This is a genomic window from Pseudarthrobacter phenanthrenivorans Sphe3 (assembly GCF_000189535.1).
Lineage (GTDB): Bacteria > Actinomycetota > Actinomycetes > Actinomycetales > Micrococcaceae > Arthrobacter > Arthrobacter phenanthrenivorans.
In genome coordinates this window covers 3498885-3515123 of record NC_015145.1, presented here as the reverse complement: position 1 = coordinate 3515123, position 16239 = coordinate 3498885, and the positions used below count along the sequence as shown (strand labels likewise).

Sequence of the window (16239 nt, the reverse complement as noted above, 5' to 3'; positions counted from 1 at the left end):
GGAAGGACTCCTTAGTCCAGGTCCGACTCGTTGCCCTTGAGGAACTTCATCTGGATGAAGGCCACGAGGGCGAGGATGAGGAAGAGGATGACGGCGATGGCGGATCCGTAGCCGAAGTCCGACTCGGTGAAGGCCCGCTGGTAGATGTAGTACTGGATCACACGGGTCGCGTTGACGGGGCCGCCGGCTGTGGTGACGGCAACGGTGTCGAACACCTGGAAGGAACCGATGACCGTCACCACCAGCACGAGGACCAGGACCGGGCGGAGCAGGGGGATGGTGATTTTGGTGAAGGTCTGGAGCGGCGTAGCGCCGTCCAGCTTCGCCACCTCGTACACGTGGCCAGGTATGGCCTGCAGGCCGGCAAAGATCAGCAGAGCGGTGTAACCCATGTGCCGCCACGTGTTGATCAGCGCCTGGGTGGGGATGGCCCATTCTTCACTGCCAAAGAAGGCCACGCGGGACAGCCCGCTCCACTCGATGAACTGGTTCACCACGCCGATCTGGTAATCGAGCATCCAGAACCACAGCAGTGCCGCTATGACGTTGGACATCAGGTACGGCAGTAGCAGTGCGCCGCGGATGATGGTGGACTTGGCCACCTGGTGCATCAGGAGTGCCAGGCCCAGGGCCAGGGCCGTCTGGAGGAGGATGTTGAGGAACACATACTGCCCGGTGACGGCCAGCGAGTTCCAGAACAGCGGGTCCGCGGCGATGGCAACGTAGTTGTCCACGCCCACCCATTCCGGGTCGCCGAGGATGTTGTATTCGGTGAAGCTGAGGTACACACCCCGGATGGTTGGGACAACGTAGAAGACGATGAACCCGATCATGGCCGGAGCGATGAAGAGCAAGGCGATTTTCAGATCGCCCAGCCGGCGGTGTCCCCGCGACGGGCGTGGGCCGCCCGGCGTGGTTGGTGTTGGTCTCGCGTGCTTGGCAAGGGTGGTCATCGTCGACCCTTTCTTGGCTGTGATGTGAATAACAACTCGTGAGCAATCTACACGAGTAGATCGGCTAACGGCAAGAGTAAATTTTTTCCTTTTCTGAGCGGGTTTTAGTCCATTCGCTAGGCTGTTGACTCGAGTAGAAACCGATGAAACACTGGGAAGCCGCATGGAGAGCGCTTGCCGCGCCACTCCCAGGACTCCTTGAAAGGCAGACGATGATGTTTTCAATTGGTGTGGTGGGAGTGGGCCAGTTCGGCGCACAGTTCGCACACCTGTTCAATCTCCACCCGGGTGTCAGCAGCGTTTACGCGGTGGACGATGTGGCGGAGCGTGCAGCCGCGGCCGTGGACCGGTTCAGCCTGGCCGGCGTGGTGCCCAGCTTTGAAGACCTGCTGGCTTCCGACGTCGACGCAGTCGCCATCTTCACCCAGCGCTGGACGCACGGCCCGCTCGTGGAGCAGGCACTGCGTGCCGGCAAGCACGTGTACTCGGCCGTGCCGATGGCCATTGCCGAGGACGAAATAGGTCGGATTATCGACGCTGTCCGGGAAACGGGACTGGTGTACATGATGGGTGAAACGAGCTACTACAACCCCGCCACCGTGTATGCCCGCGGGCAGCATGCGGCGGGGAAGTTCGGCCGGGTCTTCTATTCGGAGGGAGACTACGTCCACGACATGGACCTGGGCTTCTACGAGGCCTACCAGTACAGCGGCGGTGACCGTTGGAAAGAGACCGCCAGCTACCCTCCCATGCTCTATCCCACCCACGCCGTAGGCGGGGTGCTGGGAGCCATCCCGGCGCACGCCGTCAGTGTCAGCTGCGTCGGCGTCAGGGATGACCGGAATGATGGCGTCTTCGACAAGGACGTCAGCATGTTCGGCAATGACTTTTCCAACGCCACTGCGCTTTTCGAGCTGAGCGACGGCGGCGTGATGCGCACCAATGAGATGCGCCGGGTGGGGTATCCGTCCCATATCCGCGAATCACGGTTCCGTTTCTTCGGAACCGAGGCAAGCTTCGAGCAGCTCGCCAGAGTCAGCGTCTGGCAGGACAAGGCGAGTGTCGACGACATCTCAGAACAGCTGGAGACGCGGCCGAGCATGGCATTGGATGACCCGTCGCTGGCAAATGTCGCGCCGGAGCTGAGGGATGCCTTTGTCTCCGGCCTGGCTCCGGTCCACGATCCCGGCCGCCTCCCGGACGAGTTCCAGGGTGCGCCGAACGGACATGAAGGCAGCCACCACTTCCTGGTGGACGACTTTGTGACGGCGGTCAACAAGGGCACACTGCCGCCGGTCAACGCCTGGGTGGCGGCACGGTTCACGCTCCCGGGCATTGTGGCCCACCAGTCGGCCCTGCACAACGGCGAACGCCTTCCCATCCGTGACTTTGGCGACGCGCCGGGTACAAGTACCTAACATGGACAGCATGACTACTCCGGCAGTGCAGGTTGCGCGAGGCGGCCCCGTGACCCGCAAGGACGTCGCGCGCTATGCCGGCGTGAGCACCGCCGTCGTCAGCTATGTGGTGAACGGCGGGCCCAAGAAAGTGGCCCCCGCTACCGAGGCGAAAGTCCAGGACGCCATCCGCGTCCTGGGTTACCGCCCCAATGCGGCGGCCCGCGCGCTCAAGCTGGGCTCCAGCGAGACCCTTGGTCTGGTCATTCCTGACAACAGCAACCCGTTCTTCTCGCAGTTCGCCCATGCTGTTGAGGATGCAGCGGCGGCGCTCGGCTACGCGCTGGTCCTCAGCAATTCCGACGGCAACGTGGCCAAGGAGCGCCGGAACGTGCGCAACCTCGCGGCCCGGCAGGTGGACGGCGTGCTACTGGCAAGCGTTCTGTTCGAGCCGGACCTGGAGGTGCTGGAGACGGCAGACATCCCTGCGGTCCTGCTGAACCAGGAACGCGACGCCCCTGGTTTCAACACCATTGGCGTGGACCTGGCTGCGGGTGCGCGCATTGCTGTTGAACACCTCATTGGCCACGGCCACACCAACATCGGGTTGGCTATGGGAACCAACGTCTCCGGCAGCCTTGACGGCCGCGAGGTGGGCTGGCGCCAGGCCCTGCAGGCTGCCGGCTTGCCGGAGGGGCCCGTTGTGTACAGCGGATTCACCTGGCCTGGGGGTTATCTTGCCGGGCAGCGCCTGGTTGCGTCAGTCAACAGACCAACTGCCATTTTTGCCACCTCCGACACGCAGGCGGTGGGCCTGCTGCGTGCAGTACATGAGGCGGGCTTGTCCATCCCGGGCGAGATCGCCGTGGTTTCGTTTGACGGTTCCATCGAAGCGGAATACTCGTGGCCGCCACTGACGACGGTGGAGCAGCCTGTGGCCGCCATGGCCGAAGCAGCGGTTGCCGCACTGGTTGGTGCCACCCGCGGAGAGAAGCCCCAGCATCGGATCTTCCCCACCAAACTCAACATCCGGCAGTCCTGCGGCTGCCCCTGGACGCCTTCGACAGGTGTTCCCCACGGCACATAGTCCTTAAAGGACTGGCCACCACCTCCGCCGTGAGCGGAAGTGGTGGCCAGTTTGAAGTCATGCCTTGACGTTAGTGCGTCGCGGCTACTCCTTCACGGGGATCGACTGGGACTTCAGGGAATCGATGGTCTTCTTCTCACCATTCCTGAGTGCGTCCAAGAGCGTGCCGTCGCCTCCCGCGGCCTTGCCGAACCCATCGGAGACGTCCGTGTAGGTCTGGGTCATGGTGGGGCCCCAGGTGAAGTTCGGATCAACGTTCGAGGATGCCTCGGCGAATACTTCGTAGATCTTCTGGCCACCGAAGTAATCCACGCCGCCTGTGAACGCAGGCAGGTCCGTGGCTGACTTGGCGGCGGGGTAGAGGCCGCCCAGTTCATTGGCCAGGGCCAGCGCTTCAGGGTCGGTGTTCAGCCACAGCGCGAACTTCGAGGCCTCGTACGGGTGCTTTGATCCCTTCAGCACAGCCGTGGAGGAACCGCCCCAGTTGCCGGCCGCCTTGCCGCCCTGTTCCCACTGCGGCATCGGCGCCACAGCCCACTTCCCCGAGGTATCCGGGGCGCCGCTTGCAAGCGTGGAGGCACCCCATACCGCGGAGACCCAGGTCCACTGCTGGCCCTGGTTGAAGGACGCGTTCCACTCATCGGAGAACGAGGGCAGGGTGGATACCTGGTCCTTGGAGAGCAGGTCCTGCCAGTAGTTGGCCACCTTTTCGGACTCGCTGCCGGTGAGGTTCACGTCCCACTGGTCATTTGCGCTGGAGAACCACTGTCCGCCCGCCTGCCAGACGTTGCCGGCGAACCAGTTGACGTCACTGCGCGGGAAGTTGGTGATGTAGGAACCGCGGGCTTTGATCTGCTCCGCGGCGGCGGCGTATTCGTCCCAGGTGGTGGGCACCTTAATGCCTGCTTCCTTGAACAGGTCCGCCCGGTAGAACATGGCCATCGGCCCGCTGTCCTGCGGGACGGCGTAGACGGCCTCTTCCTCGCCAAACGTGACCTGACCCCAGGTCCAGTCAACGAACTTGTCCTTGGCATCGGCAACGCCTTCGCAGGCGGCGATGTTCTCCAAGCCGTCCTGGACCCGGAAGTTGGGCAAGGCGTCATACTCGATCTGCCCCAGGTCGGGGGCGTTGCCTGCCTGCAGTTGGTTGAAGAAGTTCTGGTACGTGCCCGAGTTGCCGTTGGGGCCGGTCTGTACCTTGACCTGGATGTTTTCGTTCTCCTTGTTCCACAGGTCCACAACCTTTTCCATTCCTGGAACCCAGGTGGTGAAGGTCAGCTCGACCGGACCGGAAGCCGGTTCGCAGGTTCCGGCCGCCTGCGTGTCGGAGGCACCCTCGCCGGCTGAGCAGCCGGCGAGGGCCAGCGCTGAAACAATGGCAAAGGCTGCAGTGGCTTTTCCGTAATGCGCGCGCATTTCTTTTCCTATCAATGGGGTGGTGTGCCGCGGCGGGTGCCGCAGGACGTTTGGGTGGGGAGATGGGAGGGCTACTTGACGCTTCCGGCGCCCAGCCCGCTGCTCCAGAAACGTTGAAGCGCCAGGAACGTTGCAATCAGCGGGAGGATTGATACGAGCGCCCCGACGATCACCAGGACGCGGAGCTCGGGAATCTGGCTGATCTGGCTGTTCCAGGCGTACAGCCCCAGCGTGACCGGGAACAGCACCTGGTCGCGGAGCATGATCAGGGGCAGGAAGAAGTTGTTCCAGATGGCCACGAACTGGAACAGGAAGATGGTCACCAGTGCCGGGGCCATGAGGCGGGTGGAGACTGTGAAGAAGGTCCTCACTTCTGAGGAACCATCGAGCCGTGCAGCCTCCAGGAGTTCGGTGGGAACGCTCGCCGCCGCGTAGATCCGGGCGAGGTAGACCCCGAAGGGACTGACCAGGCTGGGGAGGAACACGGCCCACAGGGTGTTGGTCAGTTTCACTTCGCTGAAGATCAGGAACAGCGGCAGGGCCAGGGCGGTTGCCGGAACCAGGACGCCGCTCAGCACGATGTTGAAGATGGCTTCGCGGCCACGGAACTCGTACTTTGCCAAAGCGTAGCCGCACATGGCGGCGATGACCGTACCAAGCAAGGCTCCGAGTCCGGCGTAGAGCGCGCTGTTGGCAAGCCAGCGCCCAAAGACGCCGTCGCTGTAGGTGAAGAGATTTCCCAGATTGGCCATGAAGGTGGGAACAGAATCCATGGTGAACCACAGCGGTGCGGTGCTGGTGATCTCACCACCCGTCTTGGAGGAGGACACCAGCAGCCACCAGATGGGGGTCAGGAAATAGAGCGTGAAGACGCCCATGATGAGCATCGCTGCGCTCCGCGACATGATGCTGTGCCGCGGTCCGCGCGGGGTGGCGGCACGGGGAGCGGACGTGCTTTCCGGTGTTGTGGCCGTTGCTGTACTCACTGGGAGACCTTCCGCTGGGTTGCCTTGAGGAAGACGAAGGAAAGAACGAATGTGGCCAGGGCCAGCACCACCGAGAATGCCGCGGCGAGGTTGTAGTTGGGAACGGACGCCGTGGTGTACACGGCCAGGTTCGGGGTGAAGGTGCTGCTGATGGCGGAGCTGAAACTGCGCAAAGTCTGGGGCTCGGCGAGCAATTGGAGCGTGCCGATGATCGAGAACACTCCGGTGAGGATGATGGCCGGGACCACCAGCGGAATCTTGATCCGTAAAGCGATCTGGAGGTTGCTGGCACCGTCCAGCCGGGCCGCCTCGTAGATCTCTGTGGGGATGGCCAGCAATGACGAGTAGATGATCAGCATGTTGTAGCCCACGTACACCCAGGTCACGATGTTTGCGACCGCCCACAGGACCAGTTCTGCGGAGAGGAGGTTCACCTGCGAGGTGATGGCGTCGAACGGGGAAAGCGAGGGGGAGTACAGGAAGCCCCACATGATGGCGGCAATGACGCCTGGCACCGCATACGGGGCGAAGAAGGCAAGCCGGAAGAACTTCTTGCCCTTCAGCAGGGGTGAATCGAGCAGCAGGGCGAACAGGAGGGCAAGGCCCAGCATGATGGGCACCTGGACAACTCCGAACAAGAGCACGCGTCCCACCGACTCCCAGAATTCCGTGTTCTGGAAAACCTGCTGGTACTGCACGAATCCGCCAAAGACCTGCTGGGGCCGGCCGAAGGTGCCCTTGCGCTCCACCGTCAGCAGGGACTGAACCACCGCGAAGACGATCGGGACAGCGTAGAAGGCAAGGAAGAGGACACCGAAGGGCGCCACGAACAGGAAGACGGCCCGGCGCTGGGCGCCGGTGGTTTTGGCTCTCCGGGTCTTCGGCGCCCCCAGGGCCGGTTCCGGGGCTGTGCTGGTTCTGGTCACTTTCATTTATCCTTTTGGCCGGTGCTTGGGCCGGTTGGGGGTGTTGGATTGGAGGTGCGGACAACGCGAACCGCGCCTGCAGGAATGACGACGGCGTTGGAGACGTCCTCGCCCACAATGAGTTCCCGGCCATGCGCCGCGAACTTGTGCTCGTCCTGTGAGTGGTTAATAAGGAAGGTGTAGCTGCCATTCACACCTGAGCGGACAACAACTTCCAGGCCTTCCGGGGATTCCAGCACGGTGATTCCGGCATCACTGGCGGCTTCGGTGACAATGTCACGCAGCCCTGCCGGGTCGAGTACGGTGCCGATGTACCAGGCGCTCCCGGGTCCGTAGCCGTTCCGGGTTACTGCGGGCGACCCGGCCAGGTGCCCTTCGCTGAACGACACCTTGGCTTCGGCACCTTCGAGCCGCGCGGCCTCGGTCCACAGCGAGGCGGTGGACCCGTTGTCCAGTGCCAGGGTCCGTCCCGGCGGCAGGGGGTAGAACTCCTCGGAGCGGGTGCCCAGCAGGTCGCGGAACGCCCCCGGGTAACCTCCGGTGAACACCGTTTCGTTTTCATCCACGATGCCGCTGAAATACGTGACGACGGCGGTGCCCCCCTTCCTGACGTAATCGGCCAGTACCGCGGCCTCGCGTTCCCGGACGAGATAAAGGCCGGGGACGACCGCCAGTTTGTAACCGGAGAGACTGGCGCCCGGGGCAACGATGTCCACCGTGATGCCGGCGTCCCAGAGTGCCTTGTACATGGCGTGGACCTGGTCGAGGTACCGCACGTCAGAAGAAGGGTGGGACTCCTGGTCGTAGGCCCACCAGGCTTCCCAGCTGAACACCAGGGCCGCCTCTGCCGTGACAGTGGTTCCCGCGACCTCGGCGAGTTTCTCGAGGATGCCGCCCAGTTCCAGGACCTCCCGCCAGATCCGGGAGTCGGTTCCGGCATGGGGCAGCATCGCTGAATGGAACTTCTCGCTGCCCTGGACGGACGCGCGCCACTGGAAGAAGCACAGGCCGTCCGCTCCCCGGGCCAGGTGGGCGAGCGAGTTGCGCAGCATCTCACCCGGTTCCTTGGCGATGTTTCGGGGCTGCCAGTTCACGGCCGAGGTGGAGTGCTCCATCAGCAGCCAGGGCTGGCCCTGGGCCAGCCCGCGGGTGGTGTCGGCGGCAAAGGCCAGTTCCGTGCCGGGAGCAGCAAGGCGGTGGTCCAGGTAGTGGTCATTGGCGATCACATCCATCCGCGGCGCCCAGGACCAGTAATCCAGGTTGCGGATATGCGCCGTGACCATGAAGTTGGTGGTGACCGGAATGCTGCTGTGCTGCCGGAGGATGTCCGCTTCGGCCTGGTAGTAGCCGAGCAGTTCGTCCGAACTGAAACGGTGGAAGTCGAGGACCTGGGTGGGGTTGTTGGTGGAGGCGGTGGTCCGGGGCGGCAGGATCTGCTCCCAGGCGGAGTACCGCTGGGACCAGAATGTGGTGCCCCAGGCTTTGTTGAGTGCATCCAGGGTGCTGTACCGCGCCTCGAGCCAACCGCGGAACGCCGCGGCGGACACGTCGCAGTAGCACAGGGCGTTGTGGCAGCCGAGTTCATTGGAGACGTGCCACAGCCGGACGGCGGGGTGGGCGCCATAGCGGCGGACGGTCTCCCGCACCAGCCTCAGGGCGTGTTCCCGGTAGTGCGGCGAACTGGGGCACCAGGCCTGGCGTCCACCGGGCCAGGCCAGCACTCCTGACGCCGACCGGGGAAGGATCTCCGGATGCAGCGTGGTGAGCCATGCGGGCGTGGATGATGTGCCGGTGCCCAGGTTGACCCCGATTCCGTTGGCGTGGAGCAGTTCAAGAATCTCGTCCAGCCGCTCGAATGAGTAGATTCCGGGGGAGCCCTCGACTTCCGCCCAGCCAAAGATGTTGACGGCCACGAGGTTGACGCCTGCGCGCTTCATCAGCCTGACGTCTTCCTCCCAGACGGACCGCTCCCACTGTTCCGGGTTGTAATCGCAGCCATACACAAAGTTCCCGGTTCCGGACAGTTGCTTGACAGGCGTTCTGCTGGGACTCAACCCTGCTCCTTCGGCTTGCAGCAGTCCGTGCAAGCCGGGGAGGATTTCCCGAGCTGGGGGGACGCTGTTGTCGATACGTTCTGTGAACGTTCCCAGAGGCCACGCTGAAAGGTGATGCAGGTCATCTGGGAACGTTCACAGACTATCCTTGCGGCCGACGGCTGTCAACGCGGCGGCGGAACCAGCACCACCGCCCGGCTCCGCTACAGTACAGATATGTCCCTGACCCGCACCCGCTCCCGCCGCGCCACCATCAACGATGTGGCGCACGCAGCCGGGCTCTCACGTGGAACCGTCTCAAGGGTGGTCAACGGGGAGAAATACGTTTCCGACGAGGCCAGGCAGGCAGTGGAGGAGGCAATTGCCCGCGTGGGCTACGTCCGCAACAGTGCCGCCCGGAACCTGGTCAAGCAGGAGTCCAGGGCGATAGGCCTGATCATCCACGAGCCCCACTCCCTGCTCTTCGAGGACCCGAACATCGGCTCGATCCTGCTCGGGGCCAACGAGGTGCTTTCGAAGGCGGACTACCAACTGGTGTCGCTGATTATCGATTCCGACCGCGACAGCCGCCGGGTGGCGGATTACCTCCGAGGCGGCCTTGTGGACGGGGCGGTGATTATCTCCGCCCGTGCCTCCGACCCCATCGCGGCAGCCGTGGCCGACATCGGTTTGCCGGCCGCCTTTGTGGGCCACCCGGACGGAACCCCGGACCTGCCCTACGCGGCCATAGACAATGTGGAGGCGGCGCGCAACATCACCGGGCGGCTGCTGCAGACTGGCCGGAAGCGGGTGGGGATGATCGCCAGCGCGCTGGACCGCGACTCGGGCCAGGACCGGCTTGCCGGATTCCGTGCCGCCATGGGCGAGGGCTTCGATCCGCGCATGGTTGTGGAATACCCGCTGTACACCTACGCCGCGGGACTGGAAGGAATGCAGGAACTGCTGCGGCGCGATCCTGCCATCGACGGCGTCTTTGCCGCGTCGGATGCGGTGGCCGCCGGTGCGATGACAGCACTCCAGGAGGCAGGACGCCGGGTGCCTGAAGACGTGGGCATTGTTGGCTTCGACGACAGCAGCTGGGCGCTGCGGTGCAGGCCGCAGCTCTCCACCGTGCGCCAGCCGGCCGACCTGCTGGGAAGCGCGGCTGCGGAACTGGTCCTCGCACAGCTTTCGGGAAAGCCCAGCCCGCCGCGCGTGCTGGAAACAGACATCATGTGGCGCGAATCAGCCTAGGCGCCGCTAGGCGGGAACCACCCGAAGCTTGGTGCTCTCGCTGATCAACCTTTGCGCCTCCAGGCCCAGCCCGGAATCGGTGATCACCTCGTCAACGTCCTCCAGCGACGCAATGGAACTGATGCCCAGCAGGCCCCACTTGGTGTGATCAGCCAGCACCACCGTTTTGCGGGCAGCTGCCACGAAAGCCCTGTCGGTTTCGGCTTCAAGCAGGTTGGGGGTGGTAAAACCTGCCTGTCCGTCCATTCCGTGAACGCCCATGAACAGCACGTCCAGGTGGAGCTGTTTCAGTGCCGCCGTGGCAATGGGTCCCACCAAAGCGTCGGACGGGGTGCGCTCGCCGCCGATCAGGATCACGGTGGAGCTGTACCTGGCCGGGCCCGTGGCAGCCGCATGGTGGAAGAGGTCCGCGATCCGCACCGAATTGGTGACCACGGTGATCTGGGGACCGTTGACCAGTTCCTTCGCCAGGGCCCATGTAGTAGTGCCGGCACTGAGCCCCACCGCCATGCCTTCCTGGACCAGCGAAGCCGCCTCCACGGCAATGGCCTGCTTTTCTGCCGTCAGCTGCGTGGACTTCAGGTCGAATCCCGGCTCATGCGTGCTGGTGTCACCCGGGATTTTCGCACCGCCGTGGATCCTCTCCAGCCGCCCGCCTTCCTCCAGCACCTCGATGTCGCGGCGGACAGTCATCAGGGACACACCCAGCTGCTGGGCCAGGTCCGAGACCCGGACAACCCGCTCGCGCTGGAGGGCGTCCAAAATTGCCTGGTGGCGTGCGACGGCGAGCATCTGGGCGGTCCTTCGGGGCAGGGGGCAGGGCTGCTCCCAGCATACGACGACGGCGACGCCCGGCTGGGAGCCAGGAGCCGCCGTCGTGCTTTGAAGCTGCCGGACTTATTTTCTGAGGGAAGCGGCGATCTGCTGCATGATCGTGGGATCCGAGAGGGTGGTGGCGTCACCCGGGTCGCGGCCTTCGGCGACGTCCTTCAGCAGGCGGCGCATGATCTTCCCGGAGCGGGTCTTGGGCAGTTCCGGGACCACCAGGATGGCCTTCGGCTTGGCGATGGGGCCGATTTCCTTGCCCACGTGGTTGCGGAGCTCCTGGACGATGTCGTCGCCGGAGTCCACGGCGTCACCGCGGAGGATGACGAACGCGACGACGGCCTGGCCGGTGGTCTCGTCCGCGGCGCCCACGACGGCGGCCTCCGCGACGGCGGGGTGGGAGACCAGGGCGGATTCGATCTCGGTGGTTGAGAGCCGGTGCCCGGAGACGTTCATGACGTCATCCACGCGGCCGAGGAGCCAGATGTCGCCGTCCTCGTCCTTCTTGGCGCCGTCCCCCGCGAAGTACATGGTTTCGAAGCGGGACCAGTAAGTGTCCTTGAACCGTTCGGGATCGCCCCAGATGCCGCGCAGCATCGCGGGCCACGGTTCGCGGATCACCAGGAAGCCGCCGTGGCCGTTGGGCACTGATTCGCCCATCTCGTCCACCACGTCCACGGCGATGCCGGGCAGCGGCACCTGCGCGGACCCGGGCTTGGTGGCGGTGACGCCGGGAAGCGGGGCAATCATCTGGGCGCCGGTTTCTGTCTGCCACCAGGTGTCCACAATGGGTGCCTTGTCGCCGCCGATGACCTTCCGGTACCACATCCAGGCTTCGGGGTTGATGGGTTCACCCACCGAGCCCAGCACGCGCAGTGAGGAGAGATCGTACTTGTCCGGGATTTCCCGGCCCCACTTCATGAACGTGCGGATTGCAGTGGGGGCGGTGTACAGGATGGAAACCTTGTACTTTTCCACGATCTCCCACCAGCGGCCCTGGTGCGGGGAGTCCGGGGTCCCTTCGTACATGACCTGGGTGGCACCGTTGATGAGCGGGGCGTAGGTGACGTAGGAGTGGCCGGTGACCCAGCCGACGTCGGCCGTGCACCAGTACACGTCCGTTTCCGGGTGCAGGTCGAAGACAGCCTTGTGCGTGTACGCGGTCTGGGTGAGGTAACCGCCGGTGGTGTGCAGGATGCCTTTGGGCTTTCCGGTGGTTCCGGAGGTGTAGAGAATGAACAGCGGGTGCTCGGAGTCATGGCCCACGGCGGTGTGCTCGGCGGAGGCGGCCTCCACCGTGTCGGCCCACCAGTGGTCCCGGCCCTCGTGCCAGTCCACGTCCTGGCCGTTGCGCTTGACCACCACTACGTTCTGGACCGTGTGGCCGTCCTTGGCCAGGGCCTCATCCACCGCCGGCTTCAGGGCGCTGGGCTTGCCGCGCCGGTAGGTCCCATCAGCGGTGACCACCAGCTTGGCTTCGGCGTCGTCGATCCGGGAGCGCAGGGCGTCCGCGGAGAAGCCGCCGAACACCACGGAATGCACGGCGCCGATGCGGGCACATGCGAGCAGGGTGATCACGGCTTCGGGGATCATCGGCAGGTAGACGGCAACCCGGTCGCCCTTGGCCACGCCGAGGGATTCGAAGGCGTTGGCCGCCTTCTTCACTTCTTCGGTGAGCTGCGCGTAGGTGTAGGTGCTGGTATCTCCCGGCTCACCCTCGAAGTAGATGGCCACCCGGTCGCCCAGCCCGTTCTCCACATGCCGGTCCAGCGCGTTGTAGGCCGCGTTGACCTCCCCGCCCACGAACCACTTGGCGAACGGCGGGTTGGACCAGTCCAGCGCCTGGTCGAAGTCCTTGTTCCAGGTCAGCAGCTCACGGGCCTTCTTCGCCCAAAAAGCCGGCCGGTCGGCGTCGGCCTCTGCATACTCGGCCGCGGTCACGACCGCGTTTGCGGCGAACTCCGGCGTGGGCGGGAAGGCGCGGGTCTCATGCAGCAGGTTTTCGAAGGCGTCACCGTGTGCTTCGCCCTGCTGGGCGGCACCGGCCGACGGGGTTGCTACGGCGCTTGAAGTGTCCTGGGACATGTGAACCTCATCATTCATCGATCTTTGCTGCGCGGGACATTCGCCGCCGGCCGGGCTCCGCCGCCTGCACGACGTCGGGCACCGCCGGTCACGGACATACCGCAAAGAGCTGTTCCGGAATCAAGACTAATGCTTGCGCCACCGGCAGTGTGTGCGGAGTCACACGGCAGCCCGTGAACGGCATTTATTAAGCGGTGAATGGTTTGCAGCAGAAGCTTTCCGGGCCGGCGCTGGCGTTGCCCAGCTAGTGATGAGCCAGGCTGTTGACTAGGCTGAGATGGAATTGTGACTTCACTTCGGACCGCTTGGGCCAGGCTCCACAAGGGCCTGGCTGTGCCGGAACCGCTGTCAAGACGGCACGATATCGGGGCCATGCCGGTCCCGGTGCCGCCACGCTAAGGAGAGCAGAATGAACCAGCAAAGCTTCGGCCAGAAGACCGGCCCCGACACAGCGGCAAGTTCCGGCAACAGCACCGGAACAGCCGACGGGGCAGGCGCCCGGGCCGGCAAGGCCTCCGCGGGAGGCAACGCCGTAAAGGCCAACGAGGCCGTGCTGGGTCCGTTCACCATCAGGGACCTCGCCGTGTTCGCCGGCACCCTGATCCTCTTTGTCGCCTCACTGCTGCCGATCTTTGGTGCCCGGTACAACCTGTGGAACCTTAACAACCTGTTCTTCCTGGGGCTGGGCATCATCCTTCCCCTGGTGGTCAGCGCACTCTTTGCCGCCCGCCGGCTCGCTCCCGCCGCGAAGATCCGGATCGGCTCGCTGTCGATCGACCAGTTTGCGTCCGTTGTGGCTTCCTTCGCCGTGGCTTTCTTCTTCCTCTCTGTTGCGGGGGCCTACGTGCCCACCCTCCTGGTGGGCCTGGTGGGTTCGCTGATCCTTTTTGCCGCCACAGTGTTGGGACGCTTCCTGCCATACGTGTCAGGTGACTTCCAGGACCGGACCGAGGTGCCGGCGCATGTGGTGGCCCGGGACGCTGCAGTTCCCATCCAGAAGCCCCGTGTCCCGAAGACGCCGAAGGCTGAGTCCGCTCCCGGGTCGAAAGAGTCGAAGTTCGGTTCGAAGATCTTGTCCGGCGGAGGGCTGTTCGGTGGCGCGGGAACAGGATCGTCAGCGGTCCAGCCCGGTTCTGCCGGGACGCCGGGTCCCGCAGCAACTTCCGGCGGGGCAGGGCAGCGCGGACCGGAGGCCCAGCCGCAGCCGGCGGAGCAGCCCGTCGCTGCCGGGCACGCCGGTGCGTCCTATTCGCCGCCCACCGCGGCAGTCCCCACTGCCGCCCCCGTTTCAACGGCTCCCGAGGCAGCCGAATGGACGCCGGCAGGTGACACGGGCCCCGCGACCCAGGTGGCCGACGTCGTACGCCCCGCCGCAGCACCTGCCGCCGAAGAGACCCAGCGGGGCGGCATCCCGGCAGCCGGCTCTGGCAGGGATGCGTCGGAGCCGCCGGCGGCCACTGCGGTACACCAGCAGGTCCGGACGGAAGAGCCGATCGGTGCCACAGTGGATCCGTCCAGCCGCCCCGAGGAATCCGGTGAACAGCCCATTCATGAGGCCTTCTGGTTTGCCGTGGCACAGCATCGTACCGCTTACGACCCGCGCACGGGCGCCCCGGCGTTCGTCATTGAACCCGGCGGCTGGGTGCTTGCGCTCGAGGACCGGGGCCATGAATTCCTGGTGCAGCACACTGACGGGCGGCTGGGTGTCCTCCGGGACCTCAGCAACATTGAGCGCGGCTGAGCTCCATGGCCGGGCCACGGGCTCAGAAGGCCGGCGTCATGGCGTCCGCCGGCCAGGCTGCCGGCATGCCGGTGGTCTCCTCGGAATCTGTGCTGGCGCTGAAGCGGCGCGCACGCAGGATCAACCGTGCCCTGGCCGAGAAGTATCCCTACGCCCACGCGGAACTTGATTTCCGCAACCCCTTTGAACTGCTGGTGGCCACCGTCCTGTCTGCCCAGACCACCGATGTCACCGTCAACCAGGTCACCAAGGTGTTGTTCCAGCGCTACCCGGACGCCAAGTCCCTGGCCGAGGCTGATCCCGGCGAATTGGAAGCCATCCTCAAACCGACGGGATTTTTCCGGGCAAAAGCCAGGAACGTCATTGCGCTGTGCACCCGCCTGGTTGACGACTTCAACGGGGTGGTGCCGGGGCGGCTGGAGGACCTGGTCACACTTCCCGGCGTGGGCCGGAAGACGGCCAACGTGGTGCTGGGCAATGGTTTCGGCATCCCTGGGATCTCCGTTGACACCCACTTTGCCAGGCTGGCCAACCGCTTTGGCTGGACGCAGTCGAACGACCCGGTGCAAATCGAGCAGGATGTTGCGGAACTGTTCGAGCGCAAGGACTGGACCATGCTGTCCCACCGCGTGATCTTCCATGGCAGGCGTGTGTGCCATGCGCGGAAACCCGCCTGTGGGGCATGCCCCGTGGCCAGCTGGTGCCCCAGTTACGGCATGGGCGAGACAGATCCCGCGAAGGCGGCAAAGCTGCTGAAATACGAGCTTGCACCCGGCAACGAAGCCCTGCTGGAGCAACTCCTCGCCGAAACCCACAGGGCCGCGGAAATCCGGATGGCATCCCAGGCGAGGACACCGTGAGCGCGCGCGAGGACCTGCTTGGGCTGGTCCGCCGGGCGGAGTCTGGAACATCCACCGCGCCGGACCCGCTGTGGGCCGCACTGACAGTGGATGCTGCGCGGGCACGCCGTGCGGCGGTCCTGATGCTCTTCGGCGCCCTGGATGACGTGCCCGCGGCCTCAAGCAAACCATTGGCTCCTGCGGACCTCGACATCCTCCTTTTGGAACGGGCCCATACCTTGGGTTCCCATCCCGGGCAGGTGGCGTTTCCGGGCGGCGCCATTGACGCCCGGGAAACGCCGGTCCAGGCAGCCCTCCGGGAGGCTGAAGAGGAAACCGGCCTTGATGCCGGCGGCGTGGAGGTTCTGGGCAGCCTGCAGGAACTGGGGCTGGCCCACAGCAACTACCTCGTGACGCCCGTGCTGGGGTGGTGGCGCTCGCCGTCGCCCGTCCGGGTGGTGGATTACGCCGAGTCCGCCCAGGTGTTCCGGATCCCCGTCCGGGACCTGCTGGATCCGGACAACCGTGTGATGGCCACGGTCCACCGCGCCGGGCGCAGCTTTGACAGCCCGGCCTTCACGGTGAACGGCGTAGTGGTGTGGGGGTTTACCGGGATCGTCCTGAGCGGATTGTTCGAACAACTGGGCTGGGCCGTTCCGTGGGACCGCAGCCGGCTCCACCCTATGGGTGTCTAGCG

At 64.9% G+C, this 16239-nt stretch carries 13 protein-coding genes; 6 read left to right on the top strand and 7 right to left on the bottom strand.

Going from position 1 to position 16239, the window contains the following annotated elements; all coding sequences use genetic code 11:
• Positions 1-11: 11 nt before the first annotated feature.
• Positions 12-953 carry a carbohydrate ABC transporter permease gene (locus tag ASPHE3_RS16350; protein WP_013602303.1) on the bottom strand — a complete coding sequence of 314 codons (942 nt, stop codon included), beginning with the start codon at positions 951-953 and terminating at the stop codon, positions 12-14.
• Positions 954-1165: 212 nt separating this feature from the next.
• Between ASPHE3_RS16350 and ASPHE3_RS16345 the strand changes: the two genes are divergently transcribed.
• Positions 1166-2371: a Gfo/Idh/MocA family protein gene (locus tag ASPHE3_RS16345; protein WP_041652296.1), complete on the top strand. Its 1206-nt coding sequence runs from the start codon at positions 1166-1168 to the stop codon at positions 2369-2371.
• 10 nt (positions 2372-2381) lie between these two features.
• The gene (locus ASPHE3_RS16340) at positions 2382-3437 is read left to right on the top strand and encodes a LacI family DNA-binding transcriptional regulator (RefSeq protein ID WP_013602301.1); all 1056 of its coding nucleotides are present in this window, start codon (positions 2382-2384) and stop codon (positions 3435-3437) included.
• Positions 3438-3521: 84 nt separating this feature from the next.
• Here the strand turns inward: ASPHE3_RS16340 and ASPHE3_RS16335 are convergent, their stop codons facing one another.
• From ASPHE3_RS16335 to ASPHE3_RS16320, 4 genes are all read right to left on the bottom strand, one after another.
• A complete protein-coding gene (locus tag ASPHE3_RS16335; RefSeq protein WP_013602300.1) occupies positions 3522-4853 on the bottom strand; it encodes an ABC transporter substrate-binding protein in 1332 nt (443 codons plus the stop codon).
• Between the two features lie 71 nt (positions 4854-4924).
• Entirely contained in the window at positions 4925-5758 is an 834-nt protein-coding gene (locus tag ASPHE3_RS16330; RefSeq protein WP_013602299.1) for a carbohydrate ABC transporter permease, read from the bottom strand.
• Positions 5759-5835: 77 nt separating this feature from the next.
• Positions 5836-6771 carry a carbohydrate ABC transporter permease gene (locus ASPHE3_RS16325; RefSeq protein ID WP_013602298.1) on the bottom strand — a complete coding sequence of 312 codons (936 nt, stop codon included), beginning with the start codon at positions 6769-6771 and terminating at the stop codon, positions 5836-5838.
• Positions 6768-8819, bottom strand: coding sequence for a beta-galactosidase (locus ASPHE3_RS16320; protein WP_013602297.1), 2052 nt, complete (start codon positions 8817-8819; stop codon positions 6768-6770). The genes ASPHE3_RS16325 and ASPHE3_RS16320 overlap by 4 nt, the downstream gene beginning before the upstream one ends.
• A gap of 216 nt (positions 8820-9035) precedes the next feature.
• On the opposite strand from ASPHE3_RS16320, the gene ASPHE3_RS16315 reads away from it, so the two are divergent.
• Positions 9036-10052 carry a LacI family DNA-binding transcriptional regulator gene (locus ASPHE3_RS16315; RefSeq protein ID WP_041653134.1) on the top strand — a complete coding sequence of 339 codons (1017 nt, stop codon included), beginning with the start codon at positions 9036-9038 and terminating at the stop codon, positions 10050-10052.
• Between the two features lie 6 nt (positions 10053-10058).
• On the opposite strand, the gene ASPHE3_RS16310 is transcribed toward ASPHE3_RS16315, so the two are convergent.
• Positions 10059-10844 (bottom strand): DeoR/GlpR family DNA-binding transcription regulator, encoded by a 786-nt coding sequence (locus ASPHE3_RS16310; protein ID WP_013602295.1) that lies wholly within the window; start codon positions 10842-10844, stop codon positions 10059-10061.
• 105 nt (positions 10845-10949) lie between these two features.
• Complete coding sequence (acs, locus tag ASPHE3_RS16305; RefSeq protein WP_013602294.1) at positions 10950-12962, bottom strand: acetate--CoA ligase; 2013 nt, start codon at positions 12960-12962, stop codon at positions 10950-10952.
• Positions 12963-13371: 409 nt separating this feature from the next.
• Between acs and ASPHE3_RS16300 the strand changes: the two genes are divergently transcribed.
• Genes ASPHE3_RS16300 through ASPHE3_RS16290 form a run of 3 tightly spaced genes read left to right on the top strand, consistent with a single transcriptional unit; the run spans position 13372 to position 16237 of the window.
• Positions 13372-14703, top strand: a complete 1332-nt coding sequence (locus ASPHE3_RS16300) for a hypothetical protein (RefSeq protein WP_013602293.1) — start codon at positions 13372-13374, stop codon at positions 14701-14703.
• A gap of 38 nt (positions 14704-14741) precedes the next feature.
• On the top strand, positions 14742-15563 hold the full coding sequence (gene nth / locus ASPHE3_RS16295) for an endonuclease III (RefSeq protein WP_013602292.1): 822 nt from the start codon (positions 14742-14744) through the stop codon (positions 15561-15563).
• The gene (locus tag ASPHE3_RS16290; protein WP_013602291.1) at positions 15560-16237 is read left to right on the top strand and encodes an NUDIX hydrolase; all 678 of its coding nucleotides are present in this window, start codon (positions 15560-15562) and stop codon (positions 16235-16237) included. The genes nth and ASPHE3_RS16290 overlap by 4 nt, the downstream gene beginning before the upstream one ends.
• Positions 16238-16239 lie beyond the last annotated feature (2 nt).